This is a genomic window from Paenibacillus sp. (assembly GCF_048976745.1).
Classification (GTDB): domain Bacteria; phylum Bacillota; class Bacilli; order Paenibacillales; family Paenibacillaceae; genus Paenibacillus.
The window spans coordinates 455,847-471,762 of sequence record NZ_JBHGUU010000006.1 but is presented as its reverse complement, the minus strand read 5'-3'; the positions used below and the strand labels follow the sequence as shown (position 1 = coordinate 471,762).

The 15,916-nt window shown below is 46.1% G+C and carries 14 protein-coding genes; 3 read left to right on the top strand and 11 right to left on the bottom strand.

What is annotated here, in order from left to right; genetic code table 11:
- Nucleotides 1–78: 78 nt before the first annotated feature.
- Both ACE3K2_RS09000 and ACE3K2_RS08995 read right to left on the bottom strand, forming a co-directional pair.
- Nucleotides 79–1,176, bottom strand: coding sequence for a saccharopine dehydrogenase family protein (locus tag ACE3K2_RS09000; protein WP_421889035.1), 1,098 nt, complete (start codon nt 1,174–1,176; stop codon nt 79–81).
- Nucleotides 1,160–1,867, bottom strand: coding sequence for a class I SAM-dependent methyltransferase (locus tag ACE3K2_RS08995; RefSeq protein WP_421889033.1), 708 nt, complete (start codon nt 1,865–1,867; stop codon nt 1,160–1,162). The genes ACE3K2_RS09000 and ACE3K2_RS08995 overlap by 17 nt, the downstream gene beginning before the upstream one ends.
- A 129-nt stretch (nt 1,868–1,996) precedes the next feature.
- Between ACE3K2_RS08995 and ACE3K2_RS08990 the strand changes: the two genes are divergently transcribed.
- Nucleotides 1,997–3,106, top strand: coding sequence for a helix-turn-helix transcriptional regulator (locus ACE3K2_RS08990; RefSeq protein ID WP_421889031.1), 1,110 nt, complete (start codon nt 1,997–1,999; stop codon nt 3,104–3,106).
- Nucleotides 3,107–3,295: 189 nt separating this feature from the next.
- On the opposite strand, the gene yidC is transcribed toward ACE3K2_RS08990, so the two are convergent.
- The 3 genes from yidC to ACE3K2_RS08975 all read right to left on the bottom strand — a co-directional run bounded on the left by yidC (nt 3,296) and on the right by ACE3K2_RS08975 (nt 6,182).
- Nucleotides 3,296–4,183 (bottom strand): membrane protein insertase YidC, encoded by an 888-nt coding sequence (gene yidC / locus ACE3K2_RS08985; RefSeq protein ID WP_421889029.1) that lies wholly within the window; start codon nt 4,181–4,183, stop codon nt 3,296–3,298.
- Nucleotides 4,120–4,470, bottom strand: coding sequence for a hypothetical protein (locus tag ACE3K2_RS08980; RefSeq protein WP_421889028.1), 351 nt, complete (start codon nt 4,468–4,470; stop codon nt 4,120–4,122). The genes yidC and ACE3K2_RS08980 overlap by 64 nt, the downstream gene beginning before the upstream one ends.
- Before the next feature lie 92 nt (nt 4,471–4,562).
- Complete coding sequence (locus ACE3K2_RS08975; RefSeq protein WP_421889027.1) at nt 4,563–6,182, bottom strand: DUF4153 domain-containing protein; 1,620 nt, start codon at nt 6,180–6,182, stop codon at nt 4,563–4,565.
- Nucleotides 6,183–6,316: 134 nt separating this feature from the next.
- Between ACE3K2_RS08975 and ACE3K2_RS08970 the strand changes: the two genes are divergently transcribed.
- On the top strand, nt 6,317–8,119 hold the full coding sequence (locus ACE3K2_RS08970; protein ID WP_421889026.1) for an ABC transporter substrate-binding protein: 1,803 nt from the start codon (nt 6,317–6,319) through the stop codon (nt 8,117–8,119).
- A gap of 63 nt (nt 8,120–8,182) precedes the next feature.
- Here ACE3K2_RS08970 and ACE3K2_RS08965 read toward each other — a convergent pair whose 3' ends face one another.
- The gene (locus ACE3K2_RS08965; RefSeq protein ID WP_421889024.1) at nt 8,183–9,526 is read right to left on the bottom strand and encodes an FtsW/RodA/SpoVE family cell cycle protein; all 1,344 of its coding nucleotides are present in this window, start codon (nt 9,524–9,526) and stop codon (nt 8,183–8,185) included.
- Nucleotides 9,523–9,858, bottom strand: coding sequence for a PadR family transcriptional regulator (locus ACE3K2_RS08960; protein ID WP_253507921.1), 336 nt, complete (start codon nt 9,856–9,858; stop codon nt 9,523–9,525). The genes ACE3K2_RS08965 and ACE3K2_RS08960 overlap by 4 nt, the downstream gene beginning before the upstream one ends.
- Before the next feature lie 224 nt (nt 9,859–10,082).
- On the opposite strand from ACE3K2_RS08960, the gene ACE3K2_RS08955 reads away from it, so the two are divergent.
- Nucleotides 10,083–10,667, top strand: a complete 585-nt coding sequence (locus ACE3K2_RS08955; protein ID WP_421889021.1) for an AAA family ATPase — start codon at nt 10,083–10,085, stop codon at nt 10,665–10,667.
- A 349-nt stretch (nt 10,668–11,016) separates the two neighbouring features.
- Here ACE3K2_RS08955 and ACE3K2_RS08950 read toward each other — a convergent pair whose 3' ends face one another.
- The 4 genes from ACE3K2_RS08950 to ACE3K2_RS08935 all read right to left on the bottom strand — a co-directional run bounded on the left by ACE3K2_RS08950 (nt 11,017) and on the right by ACE3K2_RS08935 (nt 15,808).
- The gene (locus ACE3K2_RS08950; protein WP_421889019.1) at nt 11,017–11,982 is read right to left on the bottom strand and encodes a sugar phosphate isomerase/epimerase family protein; all 966 of its coding nucleotides are present in this window, start codon (nt 11,980–11,982) and stop codon (nt 11,017–11,019) included.
- A gap of 283 nt (nt 11,983–12,265) precedes the next feature.
- Nucleotides 12,266–13,972: a hypothetical protein gene (locus ACE3K2_RS08945; RefSeq protein ID WP_421889017.1), complete on the bottom strand. Its 1,707-nt coding sequence runs from the start codon at nt 13,970–13,972 to the stop codon at nt 12,266–12,268.
- A gap of 22 nt (nt 13,973–13,994) precedes the next feature.
- On the bottom strand, nt 13,995–14,867 hold the full coding sequence (locus tag ACE3K2_RS08940) for a carbohydrate ABC transporter permease (RefSeq protein ID WP_339242100.1): 873 nt from the start codon (nt 14,865–14,867) through the stop codon (nt 13,995–13,997).
- A gap of 38 nt (nt 14,868–14,905) precedes the next feature.
- Nucleotides 14,906–15,808, bottom strand: a complete 903-nt coding sequence (locus tag ACE3K2_RS08935) for an ABC transporter permease (RefSeq protein WP_062834078.1) — start codon at nt 15,806–15,808, stop codon at nt 14,906–14,908.
- Nucleotides 15,809–15,916 lie beyond the last annotated feature (108 nt).

Here is a 15,916-nt window from a genome sequence, read left to right as displayed (position 1 = left end):
TCCATCCCTCCCTCCATTCATGCCGTGATTATTGTTACATCATAGCAGATCGGAGGGCACCAACAAAAGAATATGAAATTAGGTGATCTTCGTTGTCACCTTCAGTGGTGTATGAAGTGCATCCTGAATGTCCTGCAAAGAGAGACACTGTTCAATATGAAATACACCATGTGGCAACGCTGTTTTATACACACGTTCTGCCACGGCTGCAGCTACCGCTGCTGTTGCATCTGCTTCCTTTGCGCCGACCAGTAGTTGTTCAACGCGGATTTGTTCACCATTTTCCCATCCTATGGCATCAACCTTGACCGCATACATTGGCTCTCCTCCGGGAATAAGGCCAAATGCCTTAACCGTTCCACTCCGAATAGACGGGATACGCAGAAACGAAAACAACCCTGCACGTTTGGAGATTGCCATGGATCTTGTGATCCAGCGGGAGTCCAGACAGAGTCTGGTAGACACGGTTGGAATGCGTAACGTCCGAGCAACCACATGCTGATCCGAAAAGTTAAATCGATACGCCTTCCTGTTCCCCAGTTCCGTTCCAAAATCAATTAATTTGCCATCCCCGAAACTTTGCACCTCAGCAGGCTTGCCTTTTTGCATCACCTGGTAGGTGGCATTCATCTGATCAACGGTCCACTCCACGGCAGCTTTCCCATGTTTCTCGCCAAGTCCCAGCATCACGGTAATATCCGCTTCCTCCACCTGATCCATATGCATGGTGGCTTCACGTACAAGCAAGTTCGTTACTCCCGGTGATAGTCCAACGCTGAGGATCGCGGTTGATTTGGAACGTTGCATTTTGGTGTGCAGGTGTTCAACCTGAGCAAGAAAATCATATTTTGCAGAAATATCAATATAATCGGTTCCGGCTTGTGCGCAGGCTTCAACAAACCGGGTATCGCTCTGGTCAACACACATGATGACCAGCTTCACAGGTCTTAACATGGATGGTTCTACAGGTCGTGTTACATCCAGTTGAAGCGGTAGCACAGCACCGCCTGTTGATCGGCTGAATTCTTCCGCACGGTTCATACGCGTACCCGCAGCCCATACTTTACCCGGGAACAATTTCCCCAGCTGAGTACATATCATCTGCCCCACTTGACCATAACCCCCAACGACCCAGATTTGATCTTTCATAGGCTTCACGTTAGTTTCGAATTGCATAATACCCCTCCACCCAGAACGCCCCGAAGTAACGTGTAATATGTGAGAAACCGCATTCGGTCAGCAGCTGAGTCATCTCTTCAGAGCATATGGGATCGGACTCGCGACCCAGGGAAGCAGCAAAGCGCTCCCACTCTTCCGGATGCACGCCCACACTCAACATGTGATCCTTCCAAGCTTGCATCATGATTTGATGTGCAGGTGAACGAAGATCGGCATTTACAGCCGCAATGATTAGAGGGGCACCCGGTTTAAGTCTCGCTGCAAGGCTCATCAGAAATGCTCTCTTGGCCTCTATCCCCTGAAGGAAATGCAACATAAGCATACTTGTCGCTCCGTCATATAAAGTATCCTCCGGTAATGCTTCAACCGTGACAGGTTGCAGTCTCACTCTGGAGGCAATACCTGCTTCCTCGACCCGTTTCTCAGCCAGTTGTATCATGGGTTGTGAAGGATCTACTCCGGTGAACACCCACCCGGTATGGCGCGAACCAAGCAAAGCTAATTCTTTTCCCCCTCCTGCTCCAGCGACAAGTAAATGACTATCGTTGTTATCCGCAAGTGATGCTGCAAGCAGCCTTTCCATGAGATCATGCATATGAGAATAACCCGGAATTTTCAGGGCTATCGATTGTTCGTAACGATGAACATCTGCCGTTTCCCAGCTCATCGGTGATGGATTGTGATTCATAGACACCGCACTCCTCTTGAATTGAAGTTAGACTTGACTCGTTGTTCGTCTAATTTCATTATAGAAGGATACGCCGAGCCTACAATCCCAGAACATTGGGATATGCACATAGAGAGAGGAGAAACCTTGTTGACATCACGTATTGATCGGAACCACAGACTTATCACTTCTCTTGAAAAAGGAGCCTGGACCTCACGTACCTACCGGGAAGCTGTTCTGAAGCAGATCCATTCGGTTGTACCTTACGACGCGTACTGTTTCACCACCGTTGATCCTCTGACTCTTCTCTCCACAGGAGCCGTGACAGAGGACGGTATTGAAGCCATTCATGATCGGTTATTCATCAATGAATACATGGAAGAAGATATACATAAATACGCTGAATTAATTCGCAGCGGTGAACATACAGCTACTCTTCACTCGTCCATGAACGCACACCCTGAACAAAGCCCACGTTATATCAACATTCTTCAGCCAGCGGGGTTTGGTGATGAACTGCGCGCTGTATTAGTCAGTGGGGACGCTTGTTGGGGATACCTGACGCTGTATCGCAAGACTGAGAATTCTATTTTTACAGAAGAAGAAAGGTGGCTGATTCAGACCTGGACTGCTTCTATTGCATCGATGCTGCGGTCCACAAGTCTGACACTTGTGGATGAGATCACGAGTGGAAGTCCTGAGGAACCCGGAATTTTGATCACCTCGGATACGTTCCAGCTCTTATCCCTGAACGCCCCGGCTCAATATTGGCTGTCCCAATTACGCACGCTGGAACATGTAGGGCCGGATGTTCTGCCCCGTCCGGTACGTGCAGTCAGTTCACACTTGCAGCGCAAGAATCGGGCTGAACGGGCTGAAGATACTCAACTCGCTCCTGACTCGCCCTCCAAAGTCTGTATCCAACTTCCGGATGGACGTTACCTCCTACTTCATGCCAGTCTTATGCAACAGATTACAGGACCGGATCAGATTGCTATCCGTTTGGAGCAGGCGATGCCGCAGGATTTGCTTCCCTTGCTCGCCGAAAGCCATGGATTATCCAATCGAGAGCGGGAACTGCTCGGTTATGTATTGCGTAGCTACTCTTCCAAAGAAATTGCTGCAGCGATGCATATCTCTGTATACACGGTTCAGGATCATTTGAAATCCATTTTCGCCAAAACCAAGGTTTCCTCCCGTCGTGAGCTCATCTGGTATTTCGTATCCCGTTTCCAGATGTCGGATGAACCGGGGATATGACATGACAGAACAGATGAACAACCGCTCAATAGACTGCGAGCCATATAAATCCACATCGTTTCTGGAATACAGCAAAAAAGAAGCCAATCCTAAAGAATCGGCTTCTTTTTTGGGTTTTTGCTACGTATAACACGTTCTATACCACATATATTCACAACAATGCTGTCGTAATTACGTCCACATCATACCCTACGACTTTGCAGGTTTCCGAGAAGATTTGGATGAACTCGATTTCTTATTCTTTTTCTGACTTACTTCCACTACCACAGGCTCCTGTGGGTGTTCCACCGGATACATTTTACGGAACAATAACGTCTGTAGTACCAGGAACGAACCCCCAACCGTCCAGTAGAGCGGCATGGCTGCCGGGGCTGTAAGAGAAAAGAATGCCATCATCAATGGGGAGAGATATCCCATAATGGCGAACTGTTTTCGCTGCTCAGGTGCCATATTGGCTTGTGATACCTTGGCTTGAATCAGATAAATAACCGCGACCACCACAGCGAGAACATAATCCGGCGCTCCCAGTTTGAACCACAGGAACGAATGGGAAGAAAGTTCTGGTGTAAGTCGGATGGCTGTGTAGATACCTGAAAGGATAGGCAACTGAATGAGCATTGGCAAGCAACCGATATTCAGCGGATTAAACTTATGTTTCTTGTACAGCTCCATTGTTTCCTGAGACAGCTTTTGTTTATCAGCAGGGTCATTTTTGCCTTCATATTTTTTCTTGAGCGCATCCATCTCGGGTTTCATGGCGTTCATGATAACTCGAGTTCCCTGCTGGGACTTGGCTTGACGCATCATCAATGGCAACAGTGCTAGTCGAATAACCAGCGTGATTACAATAATCGCGACCCCGTAACTTCCATTAAATATGGTGGCAATATGCTGAATCAGATACGACAGTGGAAATACAATATAGTGATTAAAAAATCCCGGTGTCGATGAAGTAATCTCCGACACGTTGTTGCTGCATCCGGCAAGCAGCATGACTGCAAACAAAATTGCAATCAGGCCATAGATCCGTCCCTTGCCCGATCTAAAAGTGAATCCCTTGTTAGTCTTATGTTCCATATATATCCTCCTCGTTGATTTGTTGACCAATCGTTCAACGAGGAATGACAATCTGGTTCATCTTCATCGGGCGCTTCTCTTCGTCTAATCATGCGGCTCCAGTCTTCCTGTCTATGCTGTCTGTCCAAACATAAAGCGGGAAGTACAGGTTCAAGTCCACCACCGGCGCTACCTTCCATCCAGTACTCTGTCATGCCACAGTGAAGATGGGCAATATAGGCATAACTGACGGTGAAGATGAGTCCAATTGAGAATAAATAAGGTAATAACTCCTGCAGTTCAAACAAGGGATTCACCCCCTTTATAAGTTCATTTTTATATTATAACACTTACATATTGTTTTTGCATAAATCCGTACGTGAAAAAAGTGATTATTCAGCTATTCCGTTCTCAATTTGGACATTTCTAGCTCAGCTCGGTGTCTTGCCACGTTATAAGAAGGCCAGGAACGATCTGATGAATCCACGTTCAGGTAGGCTTGACGTTCCAGCATTTCCCTCTTGAGATCCGGGTACTCCTTCAGAGCAAACTCTCGAAGTAACGGAGTTGCATCTGCCGACAGACTTGCCAGGTAGGATGCATCAATATTGCCAGTCTGATGGTAACGTTCTATGTTCAATTCAGCAATCCTGCGATCCATGCCCACATAATTGACCGCAACATATGCAGTGAGCGCAAACACAATATACCAGCGGATCAGCGGTATTGATGTGTAGCGTATACGAAGGCCAGCAATCAGCAACAGGAGTGCAAGGAAGATCATGAAGGCGTGTACCAGGAAGCGGATGTACGTATATCCATATGCCTGCTCATACAGATTTAGGCGCATAAACGCGGAATACAACATAATTGCTGAACAACTGACCAGAATCAGGAGCAGTACCTGATGCACGATGGAACCCGCCTTGCCACTTGGACGGGTATACTGCAAAGCAACAATAAGGATAAAGAAGTTAATACCGGTGACGAGAATCAGCTCCACAAATCCACTTCTCGCATACTCTGCGTAAGACAGATCTACCGGAAGATGTCCCTCTCCAGCACCAAAAAGATACGAAAACTGTACAAGTACAAACAACACGTACACAAAGTTAATAACGATCAGCATCGTACCCACAATGATGGGGTCCAATCTGAATGGTTCCCGAGGAACCGGAGGGCGTTCAGGCTCGGGTGTAATCTTATTCGTAAACTGACCTTCAGTAGCAGGATTCACAGCAGAGACTTCCTGCGGTTGATTACGCGTAATAGACGTGGATGCAGCTCCATTTTTCCAATGTGCATTCTCTCTCTTCTCTGCCTCATATTGCATTGGCTGCACAAATCCCCATACATAACCGAACAGCACTACACCCACAATGACAATCCAGATAATCCTTGGTATCCCTGGAGTAAAAGCCAACTGATTCAACCACTCCGGAAAACCGGCTAAATACTGATCGAAGACCCCGTCAGCGGAAGACAGTAATGCGATGACTACAATGAGGATAGGCAAGGATGCGACAAGGCCGATGAGCACTTTGAAAACAACCGTTTTCTGTGATTTGCCCATGCCGCGCCCGCCTGCTCTCACAGCAATGGCCGCAACCGTCCCCCAATGACGTATGGCTTGAGGCAACACATGGTCAATCGCCGTACCGATCAACCCTATTTCCCACCACTGCTTCCGTTTTCTGCCCATCAGATATGTCATATGTAAGATAACTACGCCGGGTACAACCAGGAAATTAAGAACACGCAGCAGTTCATTGTCGTATAACAGGAAAGTTAGCGACAACAACAGCACTACACCCGCCACGAATGCATCAATCCATTGGAAAGCCCTCATACGATCCCGTGCAAACAGATACACAAACTCATAAAAGAGAATTACAAAGATGGGATACGATACGCCAAGCTCATTACCATAAAACAAATACTGATGAATGATCGCGAGCAGCCATGCAGATAGTAGCGTGATTAAAGCGCGTTGTGGTGAAGCCATTAATTTATCAATCATGGGAAAAACCTCCATTAACCTTTCTATGTTATATTCTAGATGATAAAATAGGAATATAAATAGAAATTAAAATCGATAAAACTTCTTATTTAAGAGGATTACGTCAGAGTTCACCTCCAGGAGGGAATCAACACTTGAAATTACATCAGCAATACCTGCTGTTGCATCGTCATTACGGTCACCATACAGAACATGAACTTACCCTCGCCGATCTCGCTGAATTGCTAAATTGTACGCACCGCAATACGTTAACGATTGTCAAAAAGATGGTTGCACATAACTGGATTAGTTGGGTTTCCCAGCGTGGTCGTGGTCGGCGTTCTTCACTGACTTTGCTTGTTCCGGCTGATCAAATCGCCGCAGAATATATGATGCAGGCCATGAATCGCCGGGAGTTGCAGGAAGCTGCCGAGCAGGTGAGCGCATTCTCCAGTTCAACTATCATGCAGGATCATCTAAATCAGTGGTTGCTTGGGTATTCGGGACATCATACAGAAGCCGGCACCAATAATGAGCAGATTGATACACTTCGGTTGCCCCTGCGTCAACAGCTACATGCGCTTGATCCGCTGTACATTAATCTATTGGCTGAATCCTTTGTTACCAGCCATGTCTTTGACGGGTTGGTTCAGCGGGGTGAACAAGGGGAGATCCTTCCCTGTCTGGCTCATACCTGGGATGTCAGTGCAGACCGAAAGACCTGGATTTTTTATCTGCGAAAAGGTATTACGTTTCACGATGGTCAGATGCTGACCGCCCATGATATTGTACATACGTTTGAACGGCTGCAATCTACAGATCGCCGGACACTGTACCGTGATGTAAGTAAACAGATTCTTTCTATTGAAGCGGTCGATCACTTAACCGTGCGTTTCCAGTTGAAAGACCCTCACGAATTGTTTTTGTCTTTTCTGACAACAAGTCGTGCGGCGATTGTACCCTCACCCGGAAAAAACGAACAGAAGATAAAGCATGAGGGTGATGCGCACGGGATGCAAAAACCTGTCGGGACGGGGCCGTTCAAGGTCACTGCCTGGGATGATCACTTGTGCAGACTTGAAGCCTTTTCATCGTATTTTCAGGGTAGAGCACATATGGACCGTGTAGATATCCTGCAAATTCCGTGGAGTGCCTCGGCCAAAATGGACGACGATAGCCAAGATATCGAAACTCCGTTCTTTCATCTTGTTCATAATCCGTCTTCGTCTGCGGGTGCAGACTGGACACAGATAAGTGCAGGTGTAATGGTTCAAAAATTACTCACGTGTAATACGCAAAAAGCCGGGCCGTTAAACGATCCGGAAGTAAGAGCACACCTTCAGTTATGCCTTGCTGGAATGTATAGAGATGATGGAACTGCAGAAGACTCTGAGGTCGTTGTGCCTGATTTTAGTACGGTGAATACCAAGAAAGTCCAGGCCCACTCGGAGGGGTTTAGCGATATATCGATAAGTTCCGTATCCTCCAGTCCCATCTCCCTGCACATTGCAACCATTCCACAATATCGCAGGGATGCCCAACATCTGGCGTCCATACTGGAGCAGTGCGGTTTCTCTTGTACCGTCCGTACCGCTACAATGGAGCAGTTCAAAGGAAATCTGCGGCTGGAATCTGATCTGATTCTCTTCTCGCTCATCCGGGACAGGGACGAAGAACTGCGCAGATATGATCTCTACTCCACGTTATCTGAGCATCTCGAAGATTCTGCTCGTATAACGATTCATAAGATTTTGCAAACCATCGTCGCCTCTCCCATCGCAGCAGATCGAACTTCTGAATTAGACCGAATTGAGCAATTTTTGGTTGACCAAAATTTACTGTTCCATTTATCCGAGAAACCAGTAGAAACCGCTTATCTGCCTTCTGTGCGTGGTCTATCTTTCAACAGCCAGGGCTGGGTGAACCTGCGTCATATCTGGTTTCCTTCGCAGGTGTAGTTGCACTGAAATGTACAGCCCCGCTTATTATGCTAATAACCACTTGTTTACACAGTGAATTGTCTACTGCTTAATCGGTGTCACCTTCATATGCTTCTTCTCGTTTTTCCACGCCAAGGTATCCTTACGGCGGTATACCCCAAGAAGTAAGCCAATCATGGCATATTCAAAGATCAGATGAGTGCCGTATCCAATGAAAGGAAACGCGATGCTGATGATTGGAACCTTACCAGTAATTACTGCAAGAGAATAGATCATCTGCAGAGCCAATATTGTAGTGACACTCAAGATGATCATGCGACCAAAATCATCCCGAATACGAGGGATGATTTTCACTATACTACTGACAAACCAGAAAATACCTATCAACAAGAATATGCCTGCTGACCAGCCAAACACATCAATCAGCATCACACCAGGAAAATCGAAATAATTACTTTTGAATAGGTCAAACCGTGTATGCAGTCCATTGCCCCACCATCCAGCTGTTCGTACGGTATCTTTAATCGAATTATAAATAAAACCATTCCCATATGGGTCATCTTGAAGATTGAATACGACAGCAAATCTATCCAAACGTCTGTATTCATCCATGAATAACAACAATATAAAAGACATAGTCCCAGTAGTTATTGCAGCGATGATCATATAAAGCCATTTACGTGTGATCCAGCCAAATAGAATGACCGATACGATTCCAAACAATAACAAACGAACCCAATCTGATATTTGAAACAAGAGCACTGCCGGCAATGCTACCATTGCAATGTAACTTAGTATTGACTGTATACTACAACTTGTTCGAAGTTTATCCAGCATAATTGCACCTATAGCGAGAGGCAATATCCACATTGAAACCGTAGTTACATCAAGTACAATGCCGAATGGTAACGATAAGTACCTGATTATACCGTTGTAAGCTGAAGATACCATTGGATTAATCCACAGCAAGGTATTGAACAGAATATATATCCACCAGGCAGCTTTTTTCCATTTGCGGTAATCAAAGAAAATAAAGAAAGACATCATAATCAATCCCACAACAGTGTTTTTCACATGATAGCTGTATAAATACTGATATCTTGACTGTGTCGTATTAGTCGTAAAAATCCACATCAGTAACAGACTGAGTGTAGCCAAGGCAATAATTCCAACTAGCAGCCCCCAATGCATGCGATGGCGATGCAAGCGGTGCATGCTTTTGCCCACTACTGAAGGATCACCCATCTGTTCAATGGCATATGTAATTGCTTCTTCCTCTGTATAACCTTCTTGTTCTTTATCCAAAATCATCTCTTCCATGTGGTTTCCCAACTCATCACGCAGGTCGTTATGTACTTCGCGAGCCTTAACCTGAACACACATGTGATCAAGATAATGCTGAATTCGCTCATGTCGATTCGTCATGTCAAGCCTCCTTCCCCAAGCACCCGATCCACAGCTCTACGGAACAAATTCCACTCTGCTTTTTTACTTTGTAAGGCCTCCATCCCCTTGTCTCGAATCGAATAATATTTACGTTTACGGCCTTCAACCTCCATCCAGTACGACTCTACCCAACCTTCAATCTCCATGGCATGCAAAATAGGATATAACGTGCCCTCTTTCAGATTAAACACACCCTCAGATTGACGATGTAATTCCTTAATTAATTCATATCCATACAACGGTCGTTCCTGAAGCAAGTTCAGAATCAATGTTTCGGTACTGCCTTTAATCATTTGTTTGTTAACCTGCAACGTGCTCACTCCTTCCTTTTTATATACATCGGAAACCTATGCATAGAACAACTAGGTATGATATTACCTTATCCTTCCTTTTCTGTCTAGCCAACAAGCTTCTTTATTTATGTTAAAATAAACAAGTCCTTTCATTCACGAACTCTAATGATGAATCTATCTATTCGTGTATTCTTCAATTACATATCCTATTTTTTCAATACAATTAAGGAGGCATTACATTCATGAGCAAATTGATTTTCTTTCTCGGCGGGGCCGGAAGTGGCAAGACAACACTAGCCAAAGCCCTTTCCCGTAAACATAAAGCTGCTTTCTTCGATATGGATATTCTGCTTCGTCCGGCGGCTGAGGCGATCATGACCCTTCAGGGACTTGATCCATCCGACCGAGATTCGCCTGAATACAAGAAGCTGTGCCGTGATCTTGGGTACCGCATTACGATGGACGCCGCTCTGGATAACGTTCAGTTGGGTGTTGATACCATCGTTGTAGGACCCTTTACCAAAGAAATTGGAACCACCGATTGGATTGCCCAGGAACTTGCACAGATCGGGCGTACCCTGGATGATACGGATGTGCGTGTGGCCTATATTTATCTAGAGAATGAAGCGTTGTATCACAAACGGATTACAGCGAGACAATCTCCATTGGATGAATGGAAACTCGCAAACTGGGATGCCTTTACAGCTTCTCTCGTCCGAAAAGAAGTAGTCTGGCCGCTCCCTGCTTCATCCGTCGCTTATATTGACAATTCCAGTGATGATCCTGCAATTGCCTATGCCGAACTTGAACGAAGGATGTACGAGTAAAAAGAGTAAAAAGAATCACACGCTCAATCTTGCTTTGGTGATAGGTAGAATAAACGCTTCTCTCGCCAACTTCTGACTCATATGCTTGGAATAGTGTGGGTTAGGTTCGTCAGCGCTAAAATCAAAAAAGGGATCCGTCTCACCAAGCCTAGCAGGCCGATGAAACCGATCCCTTTTTCCATTTTTCCATTAAATAAGCCTCTCATAGCCCATCCAAAAGATGAACCTTCTCTCCCAATAGGACGTCTAACATTAAATGAATTGAGCAGAATGCTTCACATTCGTCCATTGCCCTATCATCACCTATCATTTCCCCACTTATGCGCTGAGCATAACATATACATAGTCACTACCCGCGCTGACGCGCCGCATGACGTTCAGCAATGCGAGACGTAATCAATCCATGACTCTCATCGATCTCTTCCGGTGTACACGCGGCTTTTAACTCATATACTTTCACCGGCGAACGATCAATGATATCCAAAAATGAATCAAAAAAGGTCATGTCTTTACTATGAATGTATGGACACCAATGATCTGCCAACCCGACAGTTTCATGAATATGCACACCAACCACATGATCAATCAACGCGTTAGCTTCACGTACATTATCGTATAGTCCCATTCGATCCATCATCATGCCATGACCAATATCGTACCAGAGTCCAAGCGGCGCACCCTTCATGCGTCCAATAATTGTTCCCGCTTCGTGCAAAGTCGGCATCTGATAACAACGTGAACGGGTCTCAATACCAAAATTCACCCCATATCCACGCTGCTCGGACAATTCACATACCTCTTCCAGACTTTCCTGTATCCGACTCAGGTAATGTGCACTCTCATCTTCCCGCTTCTCCAGCATCTCCTGCCATAAAGATTGATATGCTGGTGAATCCGGCCCTTGATCATGGTATATCTTTTTCAACGCTTCATCTATATTGTATTCAAACGGCACCTCACCGGGATGTACAACCACAGCCTTGGCTCCATATCGATGTGCGTACTCAGCTGAGCGAAGTAACAGTTCAATCGCCCGTCTGCGGCGCGGTTCATCATCGAATCCGAGCAGGACGGAATCCGTCCCGTAATCTGGATCAGCCACATGCGGAAATGTATTATGCACACTGGATACACCGATCTCTCCCCGTTCAATCATCGGCTCTATCGTCTTCAGCATCTCTTCCGTGACGTTGTAGTTCAGTTCAACCTGTTTAAATCCCAGAGACTTGATCTCCTCGATCATGCCTTGTCCGGTCGTATGACGTTTGATATTCCAACATGTTGAGAACGAATATTCCTGTTTGTCCGTATACATGATTGGTCCTCCTGTCTCTCATTCTATCGCCCATTCATATTCCATTTATCTCTATCTCTATAAGTTGAACCAATAAACTTACACTAGATCACTCCAATTGCAGTACCATCTTCCGATCGCTGTTATCCCCTTCTCCAAAGGGAAAAATCCGGTGATAGCTTATGCTTCCGATGCAGCTCTTTTGCAGAAAGCTTTCAGGCGAACGCTTCGCTCCTACAGATCGGTTCTGCACTCTTCGTTCTCGTGTAAATGTTCAGTTCATTTTATATACCTATTCATTCCTCTATCCGTTGTCTTCACGGAGATTCAATTCAAATCTCATCTTGTTCGCAGTCTTTCCAGGCACATACCGATAGATGATCTCCGCATGATTCACGTACATTAATACGGATGGTTCAGGCGCTTCAGCCTTCACGGTACACGTAAGTCCAGGGAACTGCCATAACGCTGGTGTAATGTCCTGCTGCCGAAGGGATGGCCCTCTGATTTCAAAATAAACGTCGATTTCTTCCTCTGTATCCAATTCGACATCAATGGTTAACGAATCTGGCGTGAGATCCGCATCAAACGTCACTCCCCGCAGATGACTGTTCCACCCCTCGCCTGCCTCACGGCGGATCAAGCGAAGATAATAACGCTCCCCCGTGCCTGTCTGCCAGTGAATCGTGGCTGGATGCATCTGTCCATTCGTATTCACGCTTCCCGACATGGCCCCGATCATCCGGTCCTCACCAATCCAGGCTTTGGCCGTACATAGATTCCGATTGGACGTTGGATCATGGCGCTCACACAGTTCCATGAACTGTTTCTGCACAAGCCGATCCTCTTGATGAGCTTTGAAATACGGAACGGCTTCCGCGGGCACATCTACCCCAAGGAGCGCAATCAGTGGATCATGGCCTGACTCACAGTTAATGCCTGCCAGATATTCATACCCTTCACCAAGCAAAAGATAGATAAATACACCGATTGAACTATGCTCTCGCATCTCCATGTCATACGCCCGAGAGAATGGGCCGGAGAGATTCTCGAGGTTGGCATTGTAATATAACGCAATGTTATTCCACAACCCGTGCTCAATCCGGTGTCCAATTTCAACTAAACGTTTGGTGACTCCGTACTTTCGATACATGCCGAGCACGGAGAGATCCACCCCGTAATACGTTGTTGTATTGAATTCAGCGAATGTCCCGTCGTACTGTTCAAACTCCTTCATCAATCCTTCCGCCTGTTCATCCGAATGCTGAATCCATTCTGTTCGGTTCAATCGATGGCCGTAGTAGTGGGTGATGAAAATATGCATTAACTCAATATTGGTGTTCATGGGGATCACGTCAGATAATCTGCGTTCTATTGACCCTTGAACAGCCAATGCCATGGCATGGTCCATCCGTTTCATGAGTGTCTCCGGTATAAGTTCAGCGAATTCAGCAGTTACGACTGCACAGACACAAGCGATAAACTCGCGCCAGTTGGGATCATAACTGATCCAGACCGATGGCAGAATCTGATTCACTGCCGAATGAAAAAGACGTTTCAGTTGTTTGGAATCTGCCGCCTCTGTGAGCAGAGATCCATCTTCCTGTAGTTTATGGATAAACTGCGCAGACACCTTCTCAAAGGTGCGTTCCAGGAAATAGGCCGTGCCTGGCGCAAAAGATTTCCAAGCATAGTGACCCGCTGGTGGATGCGCATCCGTTGGTCGGGTCGCGAAGGTTCCGTGATAGATCTCATCCGGAGCGTCATATTGAACATCGAGCACCTTGTGGAACACTTGTATCGCGCGTTCCACATCACCAGGCTCATTTCGAATCAATAACCCTAGCGCATAATGTGCGCTGGCTCGTGTGCTGTGCTGCGATGTATCCTCTTCTTCGAAACTGCGAAGCAGATCCATTTCCTTGTCATAGAAGCTATCCATCATCAACATGGACTGATTCACTAGATACTGCTGCTCTTTCGACATCTTTTCTACCATTCGTTGTGTCATGTCATGCAACCTCCCGAGACTGTTAACCTTTTACAGCACCTACCATTACGCCACTAATAAAGTACCGCTGCAACCATGGATACACCAGCAGGATCGGTAACGTTGAGAATATAACGCTGGCTGCTTTCAGACTCTCAGGCAGGACTTGAACCGCACCAATGCCTTCGTTCTGCATCAGTTCTGTAATCTGGTTTTGCTGAATCATCTGATACAACTTCAATTGCAAAGGATATAGTTCAGGTTTGGTAATATACATGAGTGCATCCTGGAAACCATTCCAGCGCCCTACCGCGTAAAATAGGCTCAGCGTTGCCATAACCGGAAGGGATAGTGGCAAAATAATGCGCATTAGTGTTCCGAAGTGGCTGCTTCCATCAATGCCCGCCGCTTCTTCCAGACTCTCAGGAATTCCTCGGAAGAACGTAATGAGGATGATCATATAGAACGGACTAATCAATCCAGGCAGAATAAGTCCCCATGTGCTGTCCAGTAGATGCAGATTTTTGATCAGAATGTACTCCGGGATAATGCCCCCGCTGAAGAACATCGTCACCACAATGACAAGCATGAACCACTTGCGCCCCTTCAGATTACTCTTCGCCAGCGGATATGCCGCTGCAATGGTCATCGCCATGCTTAGCACCGTACTGAGGACGGTCAGCCAAATAGTATAGATAAGCGAACGAATCATCGATCCATCTGCAAACACTTTGCTATACGCCTCAAAGGATAACTCTTTGGGGAAAAAGGAAACTTCTCCTGAACCGATCGCCCGGTTCGAACTGAGCGAGATCGCAATAATATGAATGAATGGTGCAAGACACAGCACCATCGTAATGATAATAAGAATGACGTTGACCGTGTTGAATATTCGATTCGCCGTGTTTTCAGACATCCCACTCACTCCTTACAGATCATATGTGATTCAATCCACTACATAATACTCTCATCGGTTAGCTTCTTGGACGTATAGTTCGCTCCGAGTATGAAGACAAGCCCAACTAATGCCTGGAACAAACCTACAGCTGTTGCGAGCGTAACCTGACCAGACTGTAAACCGACACGATAGACAAACGTGCTGAGTACATCCGAGTATTCACGTACAGCCACGTTACCGATAATAAACGGTCGGTCGAACCCGATGGAGATCATGTTGCCGACATTGATGATCAATAAGGTAACAATCGTCGTTTTGATGCCAGGCAAGGAGATGTGCCAGATTCTGCGGAGCCGACTTGCTCCATCCACCTCTGCCGCTTCGTACAGTTCCCGGTTAATCCCTGTCAGGGATGCCAGATACAGAATCGTACCCCAGCCGGCACTCTGCCATACGCCTACCGCAAGATACGTGAAGAGCCAATAGTTTTTGTCTGAAAGGAAAGGCAATGGATCGAATCCCATGCTCATCAGGATATTGTTAATGAAACCCGATTGTGTACCGAATACTTGAAGTACGATACCTCCAATAATCACCCATGAAATAAAGTGAGGAATGTACAGTAAAGTCTGTGCCAGCTTTTTGAACCAGGCCTTCTTCAGCTCGAACAATAAAATAGCCAATATAAGCGGAGCTGGGAAGGACACCAGCAGATCCAGCATGTTAAGCACTAACGTGTTGCGTAATGCCGTGTAAAATCCCTGATTTTGAAATACCTCTCTGAATGCATCCAAGCCAATCCACTCACTACCGGAGATCCCTTGAAAGAAGTTAAAGTCCTTGAACGCAATCTGTACGCCATACATTGGCCCATACTTGAAAATAATGAAGTAGATCATGGGCAGTAGGAGCAACGCATATAGTTGCCAGTTTCTGCGGAAATAGATGCTTGTTTTCATAAACCTTCCCCCCATGTCATTCAGGATTCTTCATCAAGGCGATGTTGCCATCGCCCTAATGAATCCCCTGTTCTTTGTTGTCATACACATTAGATGTGAACTCTACTC